This window comes from Psychrobacter sp. H26 (assembly GCF_059073035.1).
Window position 1 is genome coordinate 2,482,629 of the sequence record NZ_JCACRW010000001.1, and the last position, 19,094, is coordinate 2,501,722.

The 19,094-nt window shown below is 44.8% G+C and carries 15 protein-coding genes and 2 tRNA genes; 5 read left to right on the plus strand and 12 right to left on the minus strand.

What is annotated here, in order from left to right; all coding sequences use genetic code 11:
- Positions 1-175: 175 nt before the first annotated feature.
- The 9 genes from panD to AC5JPT_RS10355 form a co-directional block, all read right to left on the minus strand.
- The gene (gene panD / locus AC5JPT_RS10315; protein WP_201548990.1) at positions 176-556 is read right to left on the minus strand and encodes an aspartate 1-decarboxylase; all 381 of its coding nucleotides are present in this window, start codon (positions 554-556) and stop codon (positions 176-178) included.
- A 100-nt stretch (positions 557-656) separates the two neighbouring features.
- Complete coding sequence (gene pth, locus AC5JPT_RS10320) at positions 657-1,238, minus strand: aminoacyl-tRNA hydrolase (protein WP_493858022.1); 582 nt, start codon at positions 1,236-1,238, stop codon at positions 657-659.
- A 177-nt stretch (positions 1,239-1,415) separates the two neighbouring features.
- Complete coding sequence (locus AC5JPT_RS10325) at positions 1,416-2,105, minus strand: 50S ribosomal protein L25/general stress protein Ctc (protein WP_493858023.1); 690 nt, start codon at positions 2,103-2,105, stop codon at positions 1,416-1,418.
- Between the two features lie 436 nt (positions 2,106-2,541).
- Positions 2,542-3,489 carry a ribose-phosphate pyrophosphokinase gene (locus tag AC5JPT_RS10330; protein ID WP_057758042.1) on the minus strand — a complete coding sequence of 316 codons (948 nt, stop codon included), beginning with the start codon at positions 3,487-3,489 and terminating at the stop codon, positions 2,542-2,544.
- Between the two features lie 108 nt (positions 3,490-3,597).
- Positions 3,598-3,673 (minus strand) — tRNA-Gln (locus AC5JPT_RS10335).
- A gap of 240 nt (positions 3,674-3,913) precedes the next feature.
- A tRNA-Gln gene (locus AC5JPT_RS10340) sits at positions 3,914-3,989 on the minus strand.
- Positions 3,990-4,157: 168 nt separating this feature from the next.
- On the minus strand, positions 4,158-5,120 hold the full coding sequence (gene ispE / locus AC5JPT_RS10345) for a 4-(cytidine 5'-diphospho)-2-C-methyl-D-erythritol kinase (protein WP_493858024.1): 963 nt from the start codon (positions 5,118-5,120) through the stop codon (positions 4,158-4,160).
- 74 nt (positions 5,121-5,194) lie between these two features.
- Complete coding sequence (gene lolB, locus AC5JPT_RS10350; RefSeq protein ID WP_493858025.1) at positions 5,195-5,824, minus strand: lipoprotein insertase outer membrane protein LolB; 630 nt, start codon at positions 5,822-5,824, stop codon at positions 5,195-5,197.
- Positions 5,825-5,986: 162 nt separating this feature from the next.
- The gene (locus tag AC5JPT_RS10355) at positions 5,987-7,924 is read right to left on the minus strand and encodes a tetratricopeptide repeat protein (RefSeq protein ID WP_493858026.1); all 1,938 of its coding nucleotides are present in this window, start codon (positions 7,922-7,924) and stop codon (positions 5,987-5,989) included.
- Positions 7,925-8,474: 550 nt separating this feature from the next.
- Between AC5JPT_RS10355 and hemA the strand changes: the two genes are divergently transcribed.
- From hemA to AC5JPT_RS10375, 4 genes are all read left to right on the plus strand, one after another.
- Entirely contained in the window at positions 8,475-9,875 is a 1,401-nt protein-coding gene (hemA, locus tag AC5JPT_RS10360; protein ID WP_493858027.1) for a glutamyl-tRNA reductase, read from the plus strand.
- A gap of 476 nt (positions 9,876-10,351) precedes the next feature.
- Complete coding sequence (locus AC5JPT_RS10365; RefSeq protein WP_493858028.1) at positions 10,352-11,488, plus strand: aminotransferase class V-fold PLP-dependent enzyme; 1,137 nt, start codon at positions 10,352-10,354, stop codon at positions 11,486-11,488.
- Positions 11,489-11,691: 203 nt separating this feature from the next.
- Positions 11,692-12,129, plus strand: coding sequence for a YeeE/YedE family protein (locus AC5JPT_RS10370; RefSeq protein ID WP_493858029.1), 438 nt, complete (start codon positions 11,692-11,694; stop codon positions 12,127-12,129).
- Between the two features lie 98 nt (positions 12,130-12,227).
- Positions 12,228-12,647, plus strand: a complete 420-nt coding sequence (locus AC5JPT_RS10375; protein WP_493858030.1) for a DUF6691 family protein — start codon at positions 12,228-12,230, stop codon at positions 12,645-12,647.
- 207 nt (positions 12,648-12,854) lie between these two features.
- On the opposite strand, the gene AC5JPT_RS10380 is transcribed toward AC5JPT_RS10375, so the two are convergent.
- Positions 12,855-14,519 (minus strand): AMP-binding protein, encoded by a 1,665-nt coding sequence (locus tag AC5JPT_RS10380; RefSeq protein ID WP_493858031.1) that lies wholly within the window; start codon positions 14,517-14,519, stop codon positions 12,855-12,857.
- A gap of 487 nt (positions 14,520-15,006) precedes the next feature.
- On the opposite strand from AC5JPT_RS10380, the gene AC5JPT_RS10385 reads away from it, so the two are divergent.
- Complete coding sequence (locus tag AC5JPT_RS10385; protein WP_493858032.1) at positions 15,007-17,142, plus strand: 2,4-dienoyl-CoA reductase FMN-binding domain-containing protein; 2,136 nt, start codon at positions 15,007-15,009, stop codon at positions 17,140-17,142.
- 172 nt (positions 17,143-17,314) lie between these two features.
- Here the strand turns inward: AC5JPT_RS10385 and AC5JPT_RS10390 are convergent, their stop codons facing one another.
- Together AC5JPT_RS10390 and lplA are read right to left on the minus strand one after the other, a co-directional pair.
- A complete protein-coding gene (locus tag AC5JPT_RS10390) occupies positions 17,315-17,878 on the minus strand; it encodes a hypothetical protein (RefSeq protein ID WP_493858033.1) in 564 nt (187 codons plus the stop codon).
- A gap of 103 nt (positions 17,879-17,981) precedes the next feature.
- Positions 17,982-18,986, minus strand: a complete 1,005-nt coding sequence (gene lplA, locus AC5JPT_RS10395) for a lipoate--protein ligase (RefSeq protein WP_493858034.1) — start codon at positions 18,984-18,986, stop codon at positions 17,982-17,984.
- Positions 18,987-19,094: the final 108 nt, after the last annotated feature.

A 19,094-nucleotide genomic window follows, 5' to 3' on the forward strand; every position in this document is an offset into this window, starting at 1 on the left:
TATAGATAATAAAAGTGATGAACTTGATAAATAAAACTGGCACAAAAAAAGCTGAATCGACACAAAGATTCAGCTTTCGTTTTAGCATCGAGGTTTTTGGCAATAACCAGAGTTAAACCAACGCTCTAGTTTGACATCTCTCTTGATCTAACCAAAACCTCGTCATCCTGTCATATTAAGCAACTTGTACAGGGATGATATTTGCTGTGTCTTTAACCGTGTTGTCTTCATTACAGTAGACAAGTTTTGGTTGGTAGGTAGATGCTTCAACTTCATCAAACTGGGCATAAGCACAGATAATGACGATGTCACCTAAATCTGCCATATGAGCTGCAGCACCATTTAATGAGATAATACCAGAGCCTGCTTCAGCACGGATAGCATAGGTGCGAAAGCGCTTGCCATTGGTCACATTATAGATATCGATAGATTCGTTTTCACGTAGACCAGCAAGGTCAAGTAGATCACCATCGATACCGCATGAGCCTTCATAATGAAGCTCAGCATGGGTAACACGAGCACGATGTAATTTGCATTTAAGCATATTAAGTAGCATAGGTTGCTTCCTTAGCGTAACTGATATTAAATAACTAAATCAAAAGGTTAATGGGGACAAAACTACCAAAATAAAAGGTCGTTGTTATAATGACGCTATATTATTCAGGTAATTTAAAGCCATTAATTTGTGAGCGGGCTTTCTCAGTATCGCCACTCATCAACAGGGGTAGTGCTTCAAAAGCTGCTGTCAATGCGCTATCGATAGCGATTTGCTCATCGGGTGACGCTTTTGAGAGGACATGTCCACTAACTTTGGACTTGTGTCCTGGGTGGCCAATACCTACGCGTAGACGATGAAAGTCATTGCCGATGTGCGGTGTAATATCACGCAGACCATTATGACCGCCATGACCGCCATCGGTTTTGAGCTTGATGCTGCCAGCTGGGATGTCGAGCTCATCATGAGCAATCAATAGCTCGTCGTTTTTGATGCCATAAAAATTTACCATAGGCACGACTGACTGACCAGACTTATTCATAAACGTCAGCGGCATCAGTAGACGCACATCAGACCCATGAATTTGCCCGCGTCCTGTCACCCCGTGAAACTTCTTGTCAGGGGCGAGCGTGATATTGAACTGCTGTGCCAAATGATGAACGAACCAAAACCCAGCATTATGACGCGTGAACATATACTGCTGACCAGGATTACCAAGACCGACAATAAGCTTTATGGTCATAAAAACACCCTGCTTGAATACGATAAATAGAAATAAGGCTTTAAATTTGAGAAAACTGTGTATTTTCAAACCTTACTTACAAAAACAGCAGGAGATTTTAAATCACCTGCTGTTTTGTTGACTAAACGAGTCTGTTACTACATAGCGCAATATGAGTCGCTACATAGAAAGTGTATCTTACTCGTCGTCTTCTTTCTCTTCAGTGTCAACTTCAGCGTTTTGCTCAGTTGCTGGTACTTCATCAGCATCAACGTCTTCAGCATCTTCGTCAACTTCTTCAACAGTAGGTGGCTGCATGTTAACGATAGTACGGTCATGGCCGTCTTCTAGCTCAAGCTCATGAATCACCACACCTTCAGGAAGTTCGATGTCTGATAGACGGAACAAATCACCGATTTCCATACCAGAAACGTCTACATCTAGGTATTCAGGAAGTTTAGATGGTAGGCAGATGATTTCGATGTCAGATACTAGAGTAGACAATACGCCACCAGCAGCAGTACCAGGAGCATCTTCACGGCCAGAGAAATGCACAGGAACGTTCATGTGGATTTTTTGACCTTTCACAATGCGCTGGAAATCAGCATGCATTGGGAAACCTTTAGCAGGATGACGCTGCAAATCTTTGATGACTGCTTGATGCTCTTCACCATCAACATTGATAGTCAAGATGTGTGAGAAGAACGCTTCGAATTCTAGTGATTTTACTAGTTCGTTAAGCTTGATAGAGATAGCTGTTGGTTCTTCATTACCACCATAGATGATAGCAGGAACTAGGTTCTGCTTACGTAGGCGGCGGCTCGCACCTTTACCTTGTAGTTCAGCAGAACGATCAACGGCTTTTAGTTCAAAATGATTAATGCTCATGGATATAATCCTATAAAAAGAATGATGAAGTGTCTGGTCATAAAAAAGTGGATTTGCGACCAATCCACTAATACGTGATGATAGCTAAGAGGTGTCACCGCATATAAATCATACGACTAACAACATTAGCCATTTGCCTATAACAATGATATTTATAGTAATAATTACTACAGTAGCCATTATTATTCAGCTTGATCAGCACTTTTAATAATGCCAACCTTGTATAATAAAACAAAAGGTCAGCACAGGCGCGCATTATACGGGATTTTGTAGCAATAATAAAGACCTACGCAAATCACGGACATAAAAATAGCGCCAAGTACTCATACTTGGCGCTATTTCTTTGGCTTATTCAATACCTGTTAACACAGTGGTTGCTGTTTGGATTATAACAACTACTATCTAGCGTTCAGTATTAAACACCGATCACTAAACATTAGGCATCAAACATTGCACTAATAGATTCTTCGTTGTTGATACGGCGTAAGCTCTCAGCAAGCATCGGCGCGATACTGACCTGACGGATTTTGCTGCAGGCTTTTGCTTCAGCTGATAATGGAATCGTATCAGTCACAACGACTTCGTCTAGCGCCGATTCGCTGATGTTTTTGAGTGCATTACCCGATAGGACAGGGTGGGTGATATAAGCCAATACGCGGCGTGCACCATTTTCTTTTAGTGCTTCGGCAGCTTTGCATAGCGTACCTGCGGTATCGACCATATCATCAACGATAACGCAATCACGGTCACGGACATCACCAATGATATGCATCACTTGTGACTCATTAGCACGCGCACGGCGCTTATCAATAATCGCCATGTCAGTATCGCCTAACTGCTTGGCCATTGCACGTGCACGAACCACACCGCCAACATCAGGAGAAACCACCATGATATTGTCATAATCTTGTTTTTGTAAGTCGTTTAAGAGTACTGGCGTACCGTAGATGTTGTCTACAGGGATATCAAAGAAACCCTGAATCTGATCTGAGTGCAAATCAACCGTCATGACGCGATCGATACTAACGATATTTAGCATATCAGCGACGACTTTGGCTGAGATAGGTACACGAGCTGAACGCGGGCGACGATCCTGACGAGCATAACCAAAATATGGCATGACAGCTGTGATACGGCCAGCACTAGAGCGACGCAAGGCGTCTGCCATCATCATGATTTCCATCAAGTTGTCGTTGGTCGGTGCACAAGTAGGCTGCATGATAAACACATCTTTACCACGTACGTGTTCTTTGATTTCCACGGCAATTTCGCCATCAGAAAAACGCGTGATGTCAGCTTTACCAAGAGGTATATGAAGATGATCGGCTACGGTTTTTGCTAATTCTGGGTGGGCATTACCCGTAAAAATCGCCAAATAAGGCATGACAGAAGTCCTATTGATTGACTCAAGCAGCGACCGCTAAGCAGTGACAAACTGCTCAAATTAAGAAAAGAGTGGTGAAGGTGTTGATGACTACTATTATAGTAAAAATGGCAGGGGTAGCTGGACTCGAACCAACGGATGTCAGGATCAAAACCTGATGCCTTACCAACTTGGCTATACCCCTGTAATGTCTAGGCTATATACGTCCGATAGCTAATATTGATTGTTTAATCATTATTAGAATGGCGTCACGACCTATCAGTTATATTATAAACGATTGAGCCGTCTAAAGTATAACTTTTCCCTAGCGGTGTCCATTGCGAACTATACCGAAACTGGGATAACGTTGTCAATGACAATAAGATAAGAGGTTGTCTATAAACCGCTTATACTCGATGTATCTCTAACGCTTCGTACTAAAAAATGGCAGGGGTAGCTGGACTCGAACCAACGGATGTCAGGATCAAAACCTGATGCCTTACCAACTTGGCTATACCCCTATTGTGGCGACCTATTATAAGTAAATTTTCAGATTTTGCAAGTCATTTGCGCTTTTTTCTGAGATTTATTAATAAGAATCAGCCGTTGTCAGTTTTTAGTTGGTCAAAACTACCAGCATTACATCAACTTTAAACAAAAACAAAATTTATGGGAGCAATGATAGAGACTTATAAACTTTCCACCACATACCCTGCACAAGGTGCCTCTGCAACCCACTTTTCCAATAGTTTTTTATTACTGGAAATACTCGCGTCCAAAGGCAAAAACACTGCACTACCTGAGCCAGTCATACGTGCTGTACTCATTGCTTGTGCCTCTAACCCTTGCAAGTAATCTAAAGCCTCTGCAACAGCGGGAGCCAGGCTTGTCACTACTGGGGTAAAAACATTGTGATAGGGCGCGGTAAGCGTTTGCACATAGTCAGCGTATTGGTTCTGAATAGTGTCAGCCGAAATAGGGGAGATATTTCGCTGTAGCTGGGGATGGACAAATAGGGTAGCAGTATTGACATGCGCATCAGGCGTTAAAACTAAATACTGCTGATCAGGTAGATCAATGGCCGTCAATTCTTCACCAATACCCATGGCAATGGCATCTCGACCAAAGATAAATATGGGTACGTCCGCACCTACCTTTGCACCAATTTTTATCAGCTCATGGCAAGTAAAATTGAGCTGCCAAATCTCATTGAGTGCCAGCATGGTCGTTGCGGCATTGGACGAGCCACCGCCCAATCCTGCACCCATTGGTAAATGCTTGTCTAAGGTGACAGTAACTTGTACCAATTGCTTCGGTAGCTCACCTAATTGCATAGCAAATGCTAGCAATGCGCGCGCTGCTTTAAATATTAAGTTGTCTTCTATATTGGCCGTGATCGTCTCTGCACCAGATAATACCAACAGTTGATGACAGAGGGTAGTAGCATCTGATTCACTATTTTCAGTAGAAATCATAGCATCATCGCCGACCGAAAAATGCAAGTAATCGCCCCAGTCGAGCAGGCGAAATACCGTTTGCAAATTATGATAGCCGTCAACTCGTCTGCCCGTAATGTGCAAAAATAGATTGATTTTTGCAGGGGACAAACGAGTGAAGGTAGAAGTCGACGCTATAGCAGTATCTTTAGTCATAGTTTCGGTCAAAAACAGCTGTCTCAATAGGCAATGATAGCTTGTGGAATGGTTTTATTAGTGAGTCGTATGCGTTAGTGGTTGATCGTCATCACAACTTTATTTCCTTGTGACCGTACGGCACTGATCTTACTAGGTAGCTTATCATTACCCTTGTAAGTGAAGCTCGCATTCCATTCGCCATTGACTGAACTGACTAAGCGGTTTTGAGCGTCAAGCTGCGGCGCGCTGTCTGAAGGAGCCGGACGTCCAGATATCCAATAAGGCATCTGTGAGATAGGCGCTTGCCAGCCAGTGGCTTTTTTGAGCAGAGTCTCAGGATCATTAGCGGTCAATGTGCCTGTTTTTTCACTAACTAGCGTGGCCGTTTGACCATTGTACTCAATATTGGTTTTGCCGATACCGAGTGCGCCGATGAGCTCAATCGCAAAACGATCGTCTTGTTGACCCCATGCATAAAACGCACTACCGCCTTGGGTACCTGAGGTATCATTGGCAGGCATTGTCACCCCAATTTTACCAGTGATGTCAAAGCTTTCTAGCTTTTTGGGTTGATCGGCGTTTTGACCTTGCATGGTGGTTGGTTGATTGGTTGCGCTGGCTGTTTTTAGCGACTGACAGCCAGAGGTGATAACCATTGCGGTCGCCATGGCAGTCAACAGCGTCAATTTGTTTGGTTTGTAAGACGAGAGTGATACAGACATAATAGGTTCTCAAAGTAGGAAGTTAAACAAAGATATTAGCTTAAGCGTTATTTGTTGCTCGGTTATGCACGGCTGTTAGCTTCTTATAACTGCCTTGTAATTTATAACTGCTATATCATTTATAGAGCTAAAAGACCAAACAGGAAGCTTGAGCAGTCGATATCAATACAACTGTATGCGGTCATTGATATTGTGTTGTCCAAATGAGAAGCGCTGTTGTAAGTCTGCGAGTAGGGCTTCAACCTTGTCGTTATTGCCTAGCCCTTGGTAAGCGCGCAATAGCAAAGTACCTGAGCGCAGGGTGGGCAGAACATCATAAGGTGTCTGTAGATAATTAATCACTTGTTTATAGTTTTCTTTTGCCAGTGCGTTACCCGCCAATACATTTAGGGCTTGCAGATGGAGCTCATTATCATAGCGGGGGTCATCGTAGCGAATCTGAATGATAGCAGTGGCTAGTGCTAGACCCTGCTCTGAGCTGCGCTCGTTGGCCAGCAGTAACTGCGCATAACTGAGCTGGTAAGATAGGTTGCTAGGATCTAATGCCTGTAAATGATTGAGCAAAGTGCGTTTGACAACGTAATCGTCTTTGTCGTCTAAGAGCTGAGCCCGAGCAAACAGCAGCATTTCGTTATCAGGATATCTGCGGGCAGCTTGTGTTAATAAGCGTAATGCTTCTGCTGACTCATTCTGTTGCCACAAAATATCGGCCTGCATGACAAACGTGTCAGGCGCAAACACCGTAAAGTCTTTGCGTAGCTTCTCTAACGTGGCGATTGCAGCATCGACATCATTATCAAGTAATTCAAACGCGACTACTTTTCTACGTGCTTCTAATACCAAATCTTCTTGCATCACGTCATTGAGATAGTATTTGGCTTGTTCAAAGAGCTGTTGCCGCTCAGCACTGATACCGAGATAGTAATACGCTTGATCAAGATAGGTGGGGCTTTTGGCAAGCATATTGAGTAGATCGTCTGCGCTCGCATACTCTTCGATATCCAGACTCACCAACGCCGCTAGCAAAGTAATCTCGGCATCATCACTAAAGCGATCATGTGCTTCGAGCAGTAATCTCCAAGCTTGCTCGCTTTGTTTTAGATCTAATAAGTAGCGAATTTCATACAAGTACAAGCTTTTGCTATCAGGGTTACGAAGGCGCGCTTGGCTGACATAGTTGACCACGGTCTCGGCGGTAACGATTTTGCGCAGTATGTCGGCTTTTAAGGTAATAAAAGGCACATAGTCAGGCTGACGTTCTAACGCACGGTTGATGTGTACGATAGCAATTTCAGGCTCATTAAACTGGTAGAGCAGACCTGCTTTTAGTACAGATAACGAGGCATTTTGCTCGCTATCTAAAGGCTGCAAAGCAGCGAGTAGCTCACGTTTATCCTCATCGTTATTTGGATAAATACCAATGAGAATCTCGCTCAGATCTGCACGCGGATCATAACGTAAGATACGGTTTAGCGTCTCACCAGCTAAGATATAATCGTGTGCGCGCAGGGCTAAATGCGCCACATAAAACCAAGCAGGTACATGATCAGGGTTTTGGTCTTGCCATGATTTGGCAAATGCTAACGAGTCTTCAACCCTCTCGTTGCGCAAGGATAAAGTCAGTGCTCTCTCAAAAACTGCGGTGGCATCCTCTTTAAAAGATTGCTGCTTATAGATTGCAATCGCTCGCTGTCGATTGTCGCGATCCGCGGCAAACTCTGCATCTAGTAGAGCATATAAACTTGGCTCATTAAGCTCAGGCTTCCACAAGCCAGTAGGCGCTAGACCATCAATATTTGCAATGCTATCTGCCGGCTGACTGACTCTACGAACGGTCGTGTTAATAGTAGTGTTGGTGCTAGTACTGGTATTATTCGGATTATTATTGATAATAGCTGGTGCTTGCGGAAAGGTTGCCTGTGACGAAGTATCAGGCTGGCTGGCATGAACTGGTGTGGTCAAGCACAAACAAACGGCCAATGATAAGGCAAGCTTATACCGTTGGCACAGACGCTCCATAACGACCTGCAACAGAGCACGCAGGCTAGATTGCTCATTAAGTGGAGGATGCGCGTGAAATAATGATCCAAAAAACATCATAGATAGCCGTATTCGTCCATGGTTTACCTACATCACTGAGGTATTTTATTTTAATCATTGTAAATCAGATAATGGTAACGAGTACCTATGACAGACATTATAAGAGCAGAGGCACAGTATAAACAATAGGAGCCGTGTTACTCCGATGAGAGTCATAGTTCTTATATGAATACGCGACATGTGAGGCCTGTTTTAAGCCCAAACACGGTCGACTATGTTTTTATTTTTAGGTGCGTATCGATCAGAATACTGTTGAAATATAACAAGTTAAGTCATACTAAGCGAGCGATTTATGTTTGTTTTATTGAGCACTTGCCAAAATCTGGCTATTGATTTTATAAATCGTATGGGTAGTTGATTTGTTACCGCCGTGACCAGATACAGAGATATAGCTATCATAGATGGCTGAGTGTTAATTAACGCCAGCAATAATGATATAATAAGCGGTTTTTAGGGTCTTCCTTTCAGCGCTGTCATCAAAAACTGTCTTTTGAGCACAATAAGATAGCGTAAGTAGGCAACTGAGCGTCATGTTTATGGTCTATCAATAATGAGATTAGTGGTCATTGGGGTCAATCACAAAACCGCACCAGTCGCTCTACGAGAGCGCTTGGCACTTGTGGGTGACGATGTGAATGTCGCGCTCGACCAGATAGAGAGTTTCACTGACGGTAGTGTGATTGTCTCAACGTGCAACCGTACTGAGATCTATGCCCTCGTGCCGCACAACTCAGCATCGCAACCTTCAGTGCCGCAAAGCGCAGTCTCACAGCCATCTAGCTTGCAAACGACCGTTACTACCGAGCAAAACAACTTTGGTGGTAGCAGCAATGTTTCGGCTACCGCCATTAGCGCTCACATTATCAAAATCAAGACGTGGCTTGCTGAATTCAAACAGCTCCCACTCTCAGACATCGACCCTTACCTTTATGTACATCGGGATACTCATGCATTGACCCATTGGTTAAGAGTAGCTGCAGGGCTCGACTCTATGATACTGGGCGAGCCACAAATCCTTGGTCAAATAAAGCGCTCTGTGCATTTAGCGCAAGAGCAAAAAGTACTCAGTAATCAGCTTGGCTGGATTGTAGATCAAGTATTTGCCGCGGCCAAACGAGTGCGTAATGAGACGCAAGTCGGCGCGCAAGCGGTATCGCTTAGCTTTGCTGCAGCGAAACTGGTCACGCAAATATTTGATGATCTGCCCAGTCGTACACTATTGGTCGTTGCTGCAGGCGAGATGAACCGCTTGGTCGCGACCCATATCGCAGGGCTTGGGGTAGGACGAGTCATTATCTGTAATCGCAATCCTGAGCGTGCCGAAGCATTGGCGGCGGAACTGCGTAGTCCCAATCGCCGTGTCGATGTCAAACCATTGCAGGAGTTGCCACAAGTACTGGCAGAAGCAGATATTGTCAGTAGCTGTAGCGGCAGTATGGACTTGTTGATTGATAAGACAATGACGATGCAAGCACTCAAGCGTCGTCGTTATCAGCCAATGCTGATGATAGACTTGGCAGTACCGCGCGATATCGACTCCAACATCAGCCGCATTGATGATGTATATCTATACTCTGTCGATGATTTACAGCATGTGATTGCTGGCAATATCGAGCAGCGTCGGCAAGCAGCGGTTGACGCTGAGTTACTGGTGAGTCAATTGGTTGTTGAGATAGACCGCCGCTTTCAAGTTCGTCAAGTCGGTAAAGACATTCAACAGTACCGCGCCTGTACCCAAGGTCAAGTGGATAAACTGCTACACGAGTCTATCGCTAAGCTGCAGCAGGACGATGTCAGTCCAGAAGATATCCTCACCGAACTGTCACGACGCTTAACCCAAACATTGACGCATGCACCATCAAAGCTCATGCGCAAAGCGGCGCGCGAAGGCGATAGTGATCTGCTCGACTTTGTGGTTTCAGGGCTACAGGATGCTCATCGCGGGCACTGATAGTTATACACGACTTATCAACAAATCATCGACAGTGCAAGTCATAACACTGCCCCAGCATGTCGTTGTCAACCTCTAGCATCAGTGCTAATATCAAGCTCTTATGAATGGTTTAGGTCAAAATAATGTGCTGATGTCTGCTCGTAATATGACTACAAATATATTGATGCAATATTAGTAGATCTCATCAGTGTTCCTTGTTTTTTATGCGTTCAAAAGCGAGGAACCTCTAAACAGCTCAAGACATTATTATCCAAGACAATATCATCAAAGACAATATCGCTATATTAAAGTGCTATCTGGTCAATATTTTATTCTATCCTTTGTTTTTGTTCTAGCTCAGTGCTTAATTACTACTTATTAGCTAGTCATTAATTCTGCTACTTGATCAGTATCTATATTATTTCATACCCAGATACTACGGAAAAAAGAGCCAAAAAATAGTCAATCATCTAATCACACACTAGGAGTGTTCAATGCCTGCATTACGTCAAGATATCGATCCAAACGGTTTGTTAGAGTATTCAGTGGTATATACCGATCGCGCGCTGAACCACATGTCAAAAGCTTTTCAACAAGTAATGAACGACCTATCTAGTGACCTAAAATCTGTGTATAACGCTGACGCCGTGGTGATTGTACCTGGCTCTGGTACCTATGGTATGGAAGCCGTTGCTCGTCAACTGGCAAATGACGAAGATTGCTTAATCATCCGTAATGGTTGGTTCAGTTATCGTTGGACGCAAATTCTAGAGAAAGGCAAAATCGCCAAATCTTCTACTGTGCTTACGGCCAATCGTGCAGATGATAGCGAGTCACCTAAACCATTTGCACCAGTCGACATCGACACCGCCGTAGCCAAGATCAAAGAAGAAAAACCAGCCGTTGTATTTGCACCGCACGTCGAGACATCGTCTGGTATGATTTTGTCAGATGACTATATAAAAGCACTGGGCGACGCGGTCCATAGCGTTGGTGGTTTGTTGGTTATTGACTGTATCGCGTCGGGCTGCGTATGGTTGGATATGAAAGCATTAGGTATCGATGTACTGATTAGCGCGCCGCAAAAAGGCTGGAGCAGTACGCCTAGTGCTGGTCTGGTCATGCTAAGCGACGCTGCTGTCAAAAAGGTAGACAGCACTGAGTCTGATAGCTTCAGTGTCGATCTTAAGCAATGGTTAAACATCATGCGTGCTTATGAGAATGGTGGTCACGCCTATCATGCGACGATGCCGACAGATAGCTTACGCCAGTTCCGTGACGCGGTTAATGAAGCCAAAGTAATCGGTTTTGATACGCTATGTGAAGCACAGTGGACACTTGGCAAACGTATCCGTGAAGTATTAGAAGCCAAAGGTGTTGAGAGTGTAGCGGCTGAAGGTTTCAAAGCGCCTGGCGTTGTCGTCTCTTATACCGATCGTGATGACATGCATAAAGGTAGCGCTTTCGCTGAAATCGGAGTGCAAATTGCTGCTGGCGTGCCACTAAAAGTAGGTGAGCCTGATAACTTTAAGACCTTCCGTCTAGGTCTGTTTGGTTTGGATAAACTGACCGATATCGATGGAACCGTAGCACGTTTTGAAGCGGCACTGGACAAAGTGTTGAGCAAATAAAACTATTTAGGGAACGTTTATAAACTGATGCTGTCGTGTTTATAGACGTTTTTTAGATGCTGCTATCGTCATTGAAATACTGAGCCGTCAATATTCTTATACGTGCTCAGTATTTTTTTACTCTTTTATTATATTTTATAATATAATGTATTTTTATAAATAATAAACAGAAATATCCAACACATCTATATAGGCAGCTCATTATGAGTATACAAATAGACTGGCAAGCATTTACACCGATCTCTTTGGTAGGCGGTTTGATGCTCGGCGTGGCAACGGTTATCTTGCTACTTGGCATCGGGCGTATTGCGGGTATCAGTGGCATTTTTTCAAACTTGCTAAGGCCTAAGCGTGTAGAGATGTGGCAGGTGCTATTTATAGTGGGTTTGGTCATATCACCAGTGCTATACGGCCTAGTAAGACCGCTGGCTGATGTAGAGATTAGTAGCTCGTTGCCACTGTTGATTATTGCAGGGTTATTGGTTGGTTTTGGTACTCGTCTGGGTTCAGGATGTACGAGTGGTCATGGCATTTGCGGTAATGCACGTCTGTCTCCGCGCTCGCTGGCCGCGACTATGACCTTTATGCTGTTTGGTATTGTGACCGTTTATATCGGTCGGCATGTCCTAGGGCTACTGTAGGTGCTGGATGGTAGATTACCAGACAGTAGCGATCAGTCATGTTAGAGCGTAAATGATGAATGATGGTTAATAGAAAACAATAATAGCGAGAGACAACAATGCTAAAGAATATAATCGGATTGCTAGCCGGGCTGCTATTTGGGTTTGGACTGCTGGTATCAGGTATGACTGATCCTGTGAAGGTGCAAGGGTTCTTGGACGTGTTTGGCGCTTGGGATATCTCCCTTGCTCTTGTGATGGGAGGCGGTTTGGTTGTGGCGTTTTTTGGTGTGCTATTGGCCAAGCGTCAACAAAGCAGCTGGATCGGCACGCCGATCGATATGCCAAGCAAAACTATTATCACCAAACAACTGATCATCGGTGCCATGCTGTTTGGTGTCGGCTGGGGACTGGTGGGTATTTGCCCAGGACCCGGTATCGTGCTGCTTGGTACAGGACAATGGCAAGCGTATGTGTTTATCCCAGCAATGGTCATAGGAATGCTGATTTACCAATGGCTTGAACCCAAACTTGGCTGATATCGTTAGTTCTCTATAAATTGGATACGGTGTCAGCTTCGCTTAGTCTACTATCTGTAGTACTTTTACTTAGCTTCCTTGTCTCCAAATTATATTGAACCAACTATAGTATAAATAGGCTAGCATTCGAAAAAAGGTCAGTCACTTATACGTGATCGACCTTTTTTATGAGCAATGATTAATGATATGACTTAATAAGTCGCTATTTTATTTAACACTAGCAGTTACTTTTGGCGTTTCGTGTGCCAATGATTTTGCGGCTTGGCGTAGCTCAAATTTTTGCACTTTACCCGTACTGGTCTTTGGTATTTCGGCAAAAACAATATATTTTGGCACTTTGAAGCCTGCTAGGTGCTGACTACAGTGCGCCATCACGGTATCGCGTTGTAGCGTGCTACCAGTATGAATCTCGATAAAGGCGACGGGTACTTCTCCCCATTTATCATGGGGCGCGGCGACGACCGCACAGCTCTCGATTGCTGGGAGTTTGTACAAAACGTTTTCTACCTCGATACTAGAGATATTCTCACCGCCTGAGATGATGATATCTTTGAGTCTATCCATGATTTTAATATAGCCATCAGGATATTTGACACCCAAATCACCTGTACGGAACCAGCCATCGGCGAATGCTGCTTCGGTGGCTTTGCGGCTTTTGAGATAGCCTTTCATCACCATATTGCCACGCAATGCCAGCTCGCCCATCTCTTCGCCATCGGCGGCAACGGGCTCAGTGGTACCTTGTTTAAATACCTCAAACCCTGCCATGAGATGAGACGTCATACCTTGACGAGATTTTTTTTGAGCGCGTGTGGCGATATCAAGCTCATCCCATTCTTCTTGCTCAGCGCAGACTGTCACTGGTCCATATACTTCAGTAAGTCCATAAACGTGTGAGATATGAAAGCCCATTGCTTCCATCGCTGCCAGCATAGTCTCAGATGGCGGTGCACCAGCGACCCAGCCTTTGACTGTATGGGTGATGGCATCCTTATACTCTGATTTGCCACCAGCAATCATATTGTGGACGACGGGCGCGGAGCAATAATGGGTAACCTGATGCTTAGCAATCAGTTGCAATATCAAATCCGCATCAATGTGACGCAAGCAAACATTGACCCCAGCGCGCTCAGCGATACTCCAAGGAAAACACCAACCATTACAATGAAACAGCGGCAATGTCCATAAGTAAATTGGGTGTTTTGGCATGTCCCAATCTAATATATTGGAGACGGCATTGAGCGTAGCGCCGCGATGGTGATAGACCACGCCTTTGGGTTTGCCTGTCGTGCCAGAGGTATAGTTCAGCGCGATAGCATCCCATTCGTCTGCTGGTATCTCCCAATTGTCCAGACTGTCTGAACTGGCAACCAGCGCCTCATAACTCATCTGTCCAAACGGCTCAACATCGATAGCCGCATCTGCTGCGTGAATGACGATCAGGGTGGGGAAAGTCTCAGCGATGATGTCGGCGTGCTCAGCAAACTCGCTATCTAAAATTAAAACCTTTGCTTCTGAATGCTGTAAACAAAAGGTAAGGGCATTGATATCCAGGCGTGTGTTCAGTGTGCAGAGTACGCCACCTGACATCGGCACACCAAACGCGCATTCGACCATTACAGGCGTGTTTGGCAACATGACGGCGACCGTGTCATTTTTATCTATACCCAGTTTGCGTAGTCCATCTGCCAGTTGACGACAGCGAATATAGGTCTGTTGCCACGTTTGAGTGAGGTTGTTGTGCTCTAGATCATCATAGATGATGGCGGTTTTATCAGGATAAACTTGCGCGCTACGGATGATAAAATCAATAGGGGTGAGCGGTTGGTGGTTGGCGGCGTTTTTGCCAAGACCAGTATGAAAATCTGTCATGGTGATAGTCCTTTATCGTATTGCTATAATGCGGTAACTCAGCATATTACCTTTCTATAATGCGGTCACCTAGCACAGTAATTTAACACAAAAAGGTTTTATATTAGTCGATTTTTATCGATTATCCTATTATGCTACGTGAGCTACTGTAATTATGAGAGACACTGTAACTATGAGAGATACTGGCAAAAGCATCTGCCCCACTGTAGGCAAGCTGCCTGACAATTTGGGTTGGTTTTTATAACCGCCAGTGCAATTGCTTGTTCCGTACAGGGCATCCTATTATTATTTAGCCATCCTTTAACTGTCGCCCAATTGCCATCTAGCCGTTATCTTGCTGTCGTCATGTATATAGTGCTCACTCATCAGTCGTTTGTCTGCATAGCTGACAATAATAGCGGTGTGTTACGATACTGATAACGCTACATCTTATCGCATGTCTGTTCTGCAAAAATAGTCTAAAAAAACCATTCATAAGGAAAATGATATGACCGCCAGCCGTTCTGCTAATACGATCGATACTGCCAGCACCAATGAATACTATCCGCATTTATTTGAGCCATTAGATTTAGGGTTTACTACCCTAAAAAACCGTATGGTCATGGGCTCCATGCATACGGGGCTTGAAGACCGTTTCTATAACTACGGTAAGCTCGCGGCTTATTTTGAAGAGCGTGCCAAAGGCGGCGTGGCAATGATGATCACGGGTGGTATCTCGCCCAACCGCGAAGGCTGGCTACTCCCTGCTGGCGGCACCATGAATAACAAAGCAGATGTCATCAATCATCAGCGCGTCACTCGTGCTGTCCATAAGCACGACAGCAAAATCATTATGCAGATATTGCACAGTGGTCGTTATGGTTATCATCCTTTTGCGGTGTCATCTAGCCCAATCAAATCCCCAATTTCACCGTTCAAACCACGCAAGATGAGCATCAAAAACATCGAGCAGACGGTAAAAGACTATGCACGCAGTGCCAAACTTGCCAAACAAGCAGGCTATGACGGCGTCGAAATCATGGGTTCTGAAGGCTACTTGCTCAATCAGTTTTTATCCAGTCATGTCAATAAGCGTAAAGACATCTATGGCGGTGGTATTCAAGGCCGTATGAAATTCGCGGTTGATGTAGTCACAGCTGTTCGTGAAGCCGTGGGTGAAGACTTTATTATCTTGTTCCGCCTGTCAGTAATTGACTTAGTCAAAGACGGTAACGTTATGGATGAAGTCATCACCGTAGCAAAAGCGCTAGAAGAAGCGGGCGTGACCATCATGAATACGGGCATCGGCTGGCATGAAGCGCGTGTCCCGACTATTGTGACGAGTGTCCCGCGCGCGGCTTTCGTTGATTTCACTGCTGAGATCAAAAAACACATCAATATTCCAATGATGGCGGCCAACCGCATCAATATGCCAGATACGGCAGAAGAAATTATCGCTGACGGTCAGGCAGATATGATTCAAATGGCACGTCCATTCTTGGCGGATGCGCATTGGGTCAACAAAGCCAAAAACGGTCAGACAGATCGAATTAACACCTGTATCGCCTGTAACCAAGCGTGCCTCGATCATACATTTGAAAACAAACGCTCGACTTGTCTGGTCAATCCGCAAGCGTGCTATGAGACAGAGCTGGTGTACAAAAAAGCGAAAAAAGCGAAAAAAGTCGCCGTCATCGGTGGCGGTGTCGCTGGTATGTCAGCCGCTCACGTCGCTGCCTTACGTGGTCACGATGTGACGTTGTTTGAAGCAAAAGACGTATTAGGCGGGCAGTTCAACTATGCCAAAGTCATCCCTGGTAAAGAAGAGTTCTTTGAGACCGTTCGCTACTATATTAATGAGCTTGAGCACTTGGGCGTCGAGGTCAAACTCAACACCTTTGTAGATAAAGACATGCTAGAAAAAGCTAAGTTCCATCATGTCATTGTGGCCACGGGCGTCGTTCCTAGAAGCCTAGCAGGTAAGCTCGAAGGGGCTGATCTGCCGCAAGTCATCAGCTACGCAGAATTGCTCTCTGGTGAGAAAGCTGTGGGTGACACGGTAGCGGTCATCGGTGCTGGCGGTATTGGCTTTGATGTGAGTGAATATCTGACCGCCAATCATGGTCAGTCACTGGACGAGATCGGTCCTGAGGGTCTCAAAGACCCAAGCTATCGCCCTGAACCGCAATCAATCAGCGAGTGGCGCGAAGAGTGGGGCGTGACCAATGATACTGACTATCAAAGTGATGGCGGACTGGTCAGACCTAAAGCGATTAAGCCTATTCGTCAAGTCTACCTAATGCAGCGTAGCAAAGGTCGTCTGGGCAGTGGTCTGAACAAAACCTCAGGCTGGGTACATCGCGCTCATATCAAATCGCATGGCGTCATCCAAGTCGCTGGCGTGCAGTATGACAAGATCACTAACGAGGGTATCTGGGTGACCAATGCCCAAGGTCAAAGCCAGCTACTCCGTGTCGATAGCGTCGTCGTCTGCGCAGGTCAAGAGTCGGTCGTTGAGCTGATGCCAAACGTTGGCGATGCGCCAGACGCGCAATACCATCTCATTGGTGGTGCTAAGCTCGCAGCTGAGCTAGATGCAAAACGTGCAATTCGTGATGGGGCAGAGGTTGCGGCGGAGATTTAAGAGTTAGATAGTTTGAGTTAAATGTAAAAGCAGCAAGATAGATTATCTTGCTGCTTTTTTTGCTTTAGAAAAAGTGGTAGTTAGTGCGTTATTTATCTGGCTTTATTGTGGTCCGATATCGTAACTATTTTAATGGCAAAGACTTCAACTATAGAGAGGCGTTAGTGAGAGGCTATTGTATTAGAGCATCGTCTTCAGCCAGTATTTGCGTTATTGGTTGTTTGAGGTTTTGGTAAGCCTGAGGTAGCGCTTTGAACGGCTCAAGGGTAAAGCTAAAAGGCTTGTCTGCGTTAAATACCCAATAATTTCCTATTAATTTACCATCTGTCGTTTGCAGATCATCTCGTGGTACATGGTTGATAGAAAAATGATTTTTATCAGCGTCATACCAGATACCCATCGCACGCAAATCTTTCTCATCGTTATAACTTAGTGTTAGCTGTGGCTGAATTTGGTTATTTACCGTTGCTAGCGTTATTGTCTTACTAGGAAAAGGCGCTAATGCTTTTGCCCAACCAGTACCCTGCTGTGAGTTGACTAATATGTGAGACCACTGTTTTCTGACGTGGGTTGCATCGGCATTCGAGTGGACAATAGCAAATAGATCTTGTTGAGTGATTTCTACTATTTGGCGACGAGGGTATACCGTCACAGTCGTTTTATCGGCTGCAATAGTATTGTCTTCCATCCCCAAAAAAGAAGTCAGCACAAAGAAAATAATAGCTATTTGTTCCATAAGTCATTCTACCTTTTTTAACGGATTCAACTTTAAATAGCCACCTCTAAAATGCCAAAGCTGAAATGTAAATATCAGCACAAGATATCAGCAGACTAAAAGTTTAAGCATTCATCTCACCAACCAACCACTTCTCAACATCACCCACCTGCGCCGCTATTTCATGTTGCGAGTTTGCCAGTTCAGCAAGCGCATCTTTAATCTCGCTCTTGTTATATTTCACACCCGTCAATGTCTCTTTAAGCAAATCAATAAGCTCAACATTTAACGCATCAGAGAAGATAACAACCTCTGCAATCACCGCTTGCCTCACATCCATATGTACATCCATGATACCCCAATCAAAGCGCGTCTCGATATGATGGCTAAACTCAGGCGTTTTGCCAAAGCGCCAATTCCAATCTGCCATCTGCTGATAGTAAGCGTTTAGCGTTGGCTGCTTGGCAAGGCTGGCTTCATCCAACTGCTCAACTGGCGCAGTCTCTCCATAATAGTCACAAAACGCCTCGATAATCGCATTAGACAGCGTCTCATGATTGATGGCATCATTGAATTCTACCAAGTTTGCCACACGCGAACGCACAGATTTGATGCCTTTTGCTTTGAGTTTTAGCGGATGCGGATTGAGATAGTCGCCAAGCTTTTGCATATTGGCATTGACCAGTAGTGTCCCATGATGAAAGCTGCGATCGGCCGCATGTTTAAAGGCACTGCCTGATATTTTTCTATCGCCCACTTGCATGTCATTACGACCAGATAGCGTGGCATCTATGCCCAGTTTTTTTAGTGCATTGATGATAATGGTGAAGTTGGCCGTTTGGTCATACGCGTGCTTGGGGGACAAAAAAGTAAAATTAGTGTTGCCCAAGTCATGGAAAACTGCACCGCCACCACTCTGACGCCGCGCCAAAAACACATCATCTGCCGTCATCTTATCCGTCTTGCACTCGACCCATGGGTTTTGCGAGCGACCAATGACCACGGTCTCAGAGTTGCGCCACAAAAATAATGTATGCGAGTCGGCATCAAGTGTGTTGAATATCCAATCCTCGGTGGCAAGATTGAACCAAGGATTGGTCACCGCAGACTTTAAGATGCGCAGTTTCATGATAGATCCTTTTTGGAATGTGTTTAGGGTTTATAAGTTAGATAAAACTATTCTTACTGATGGAAGGTTGGAATTCAATTGGGATGTGGTAGGAAGGGTGATTTAGAA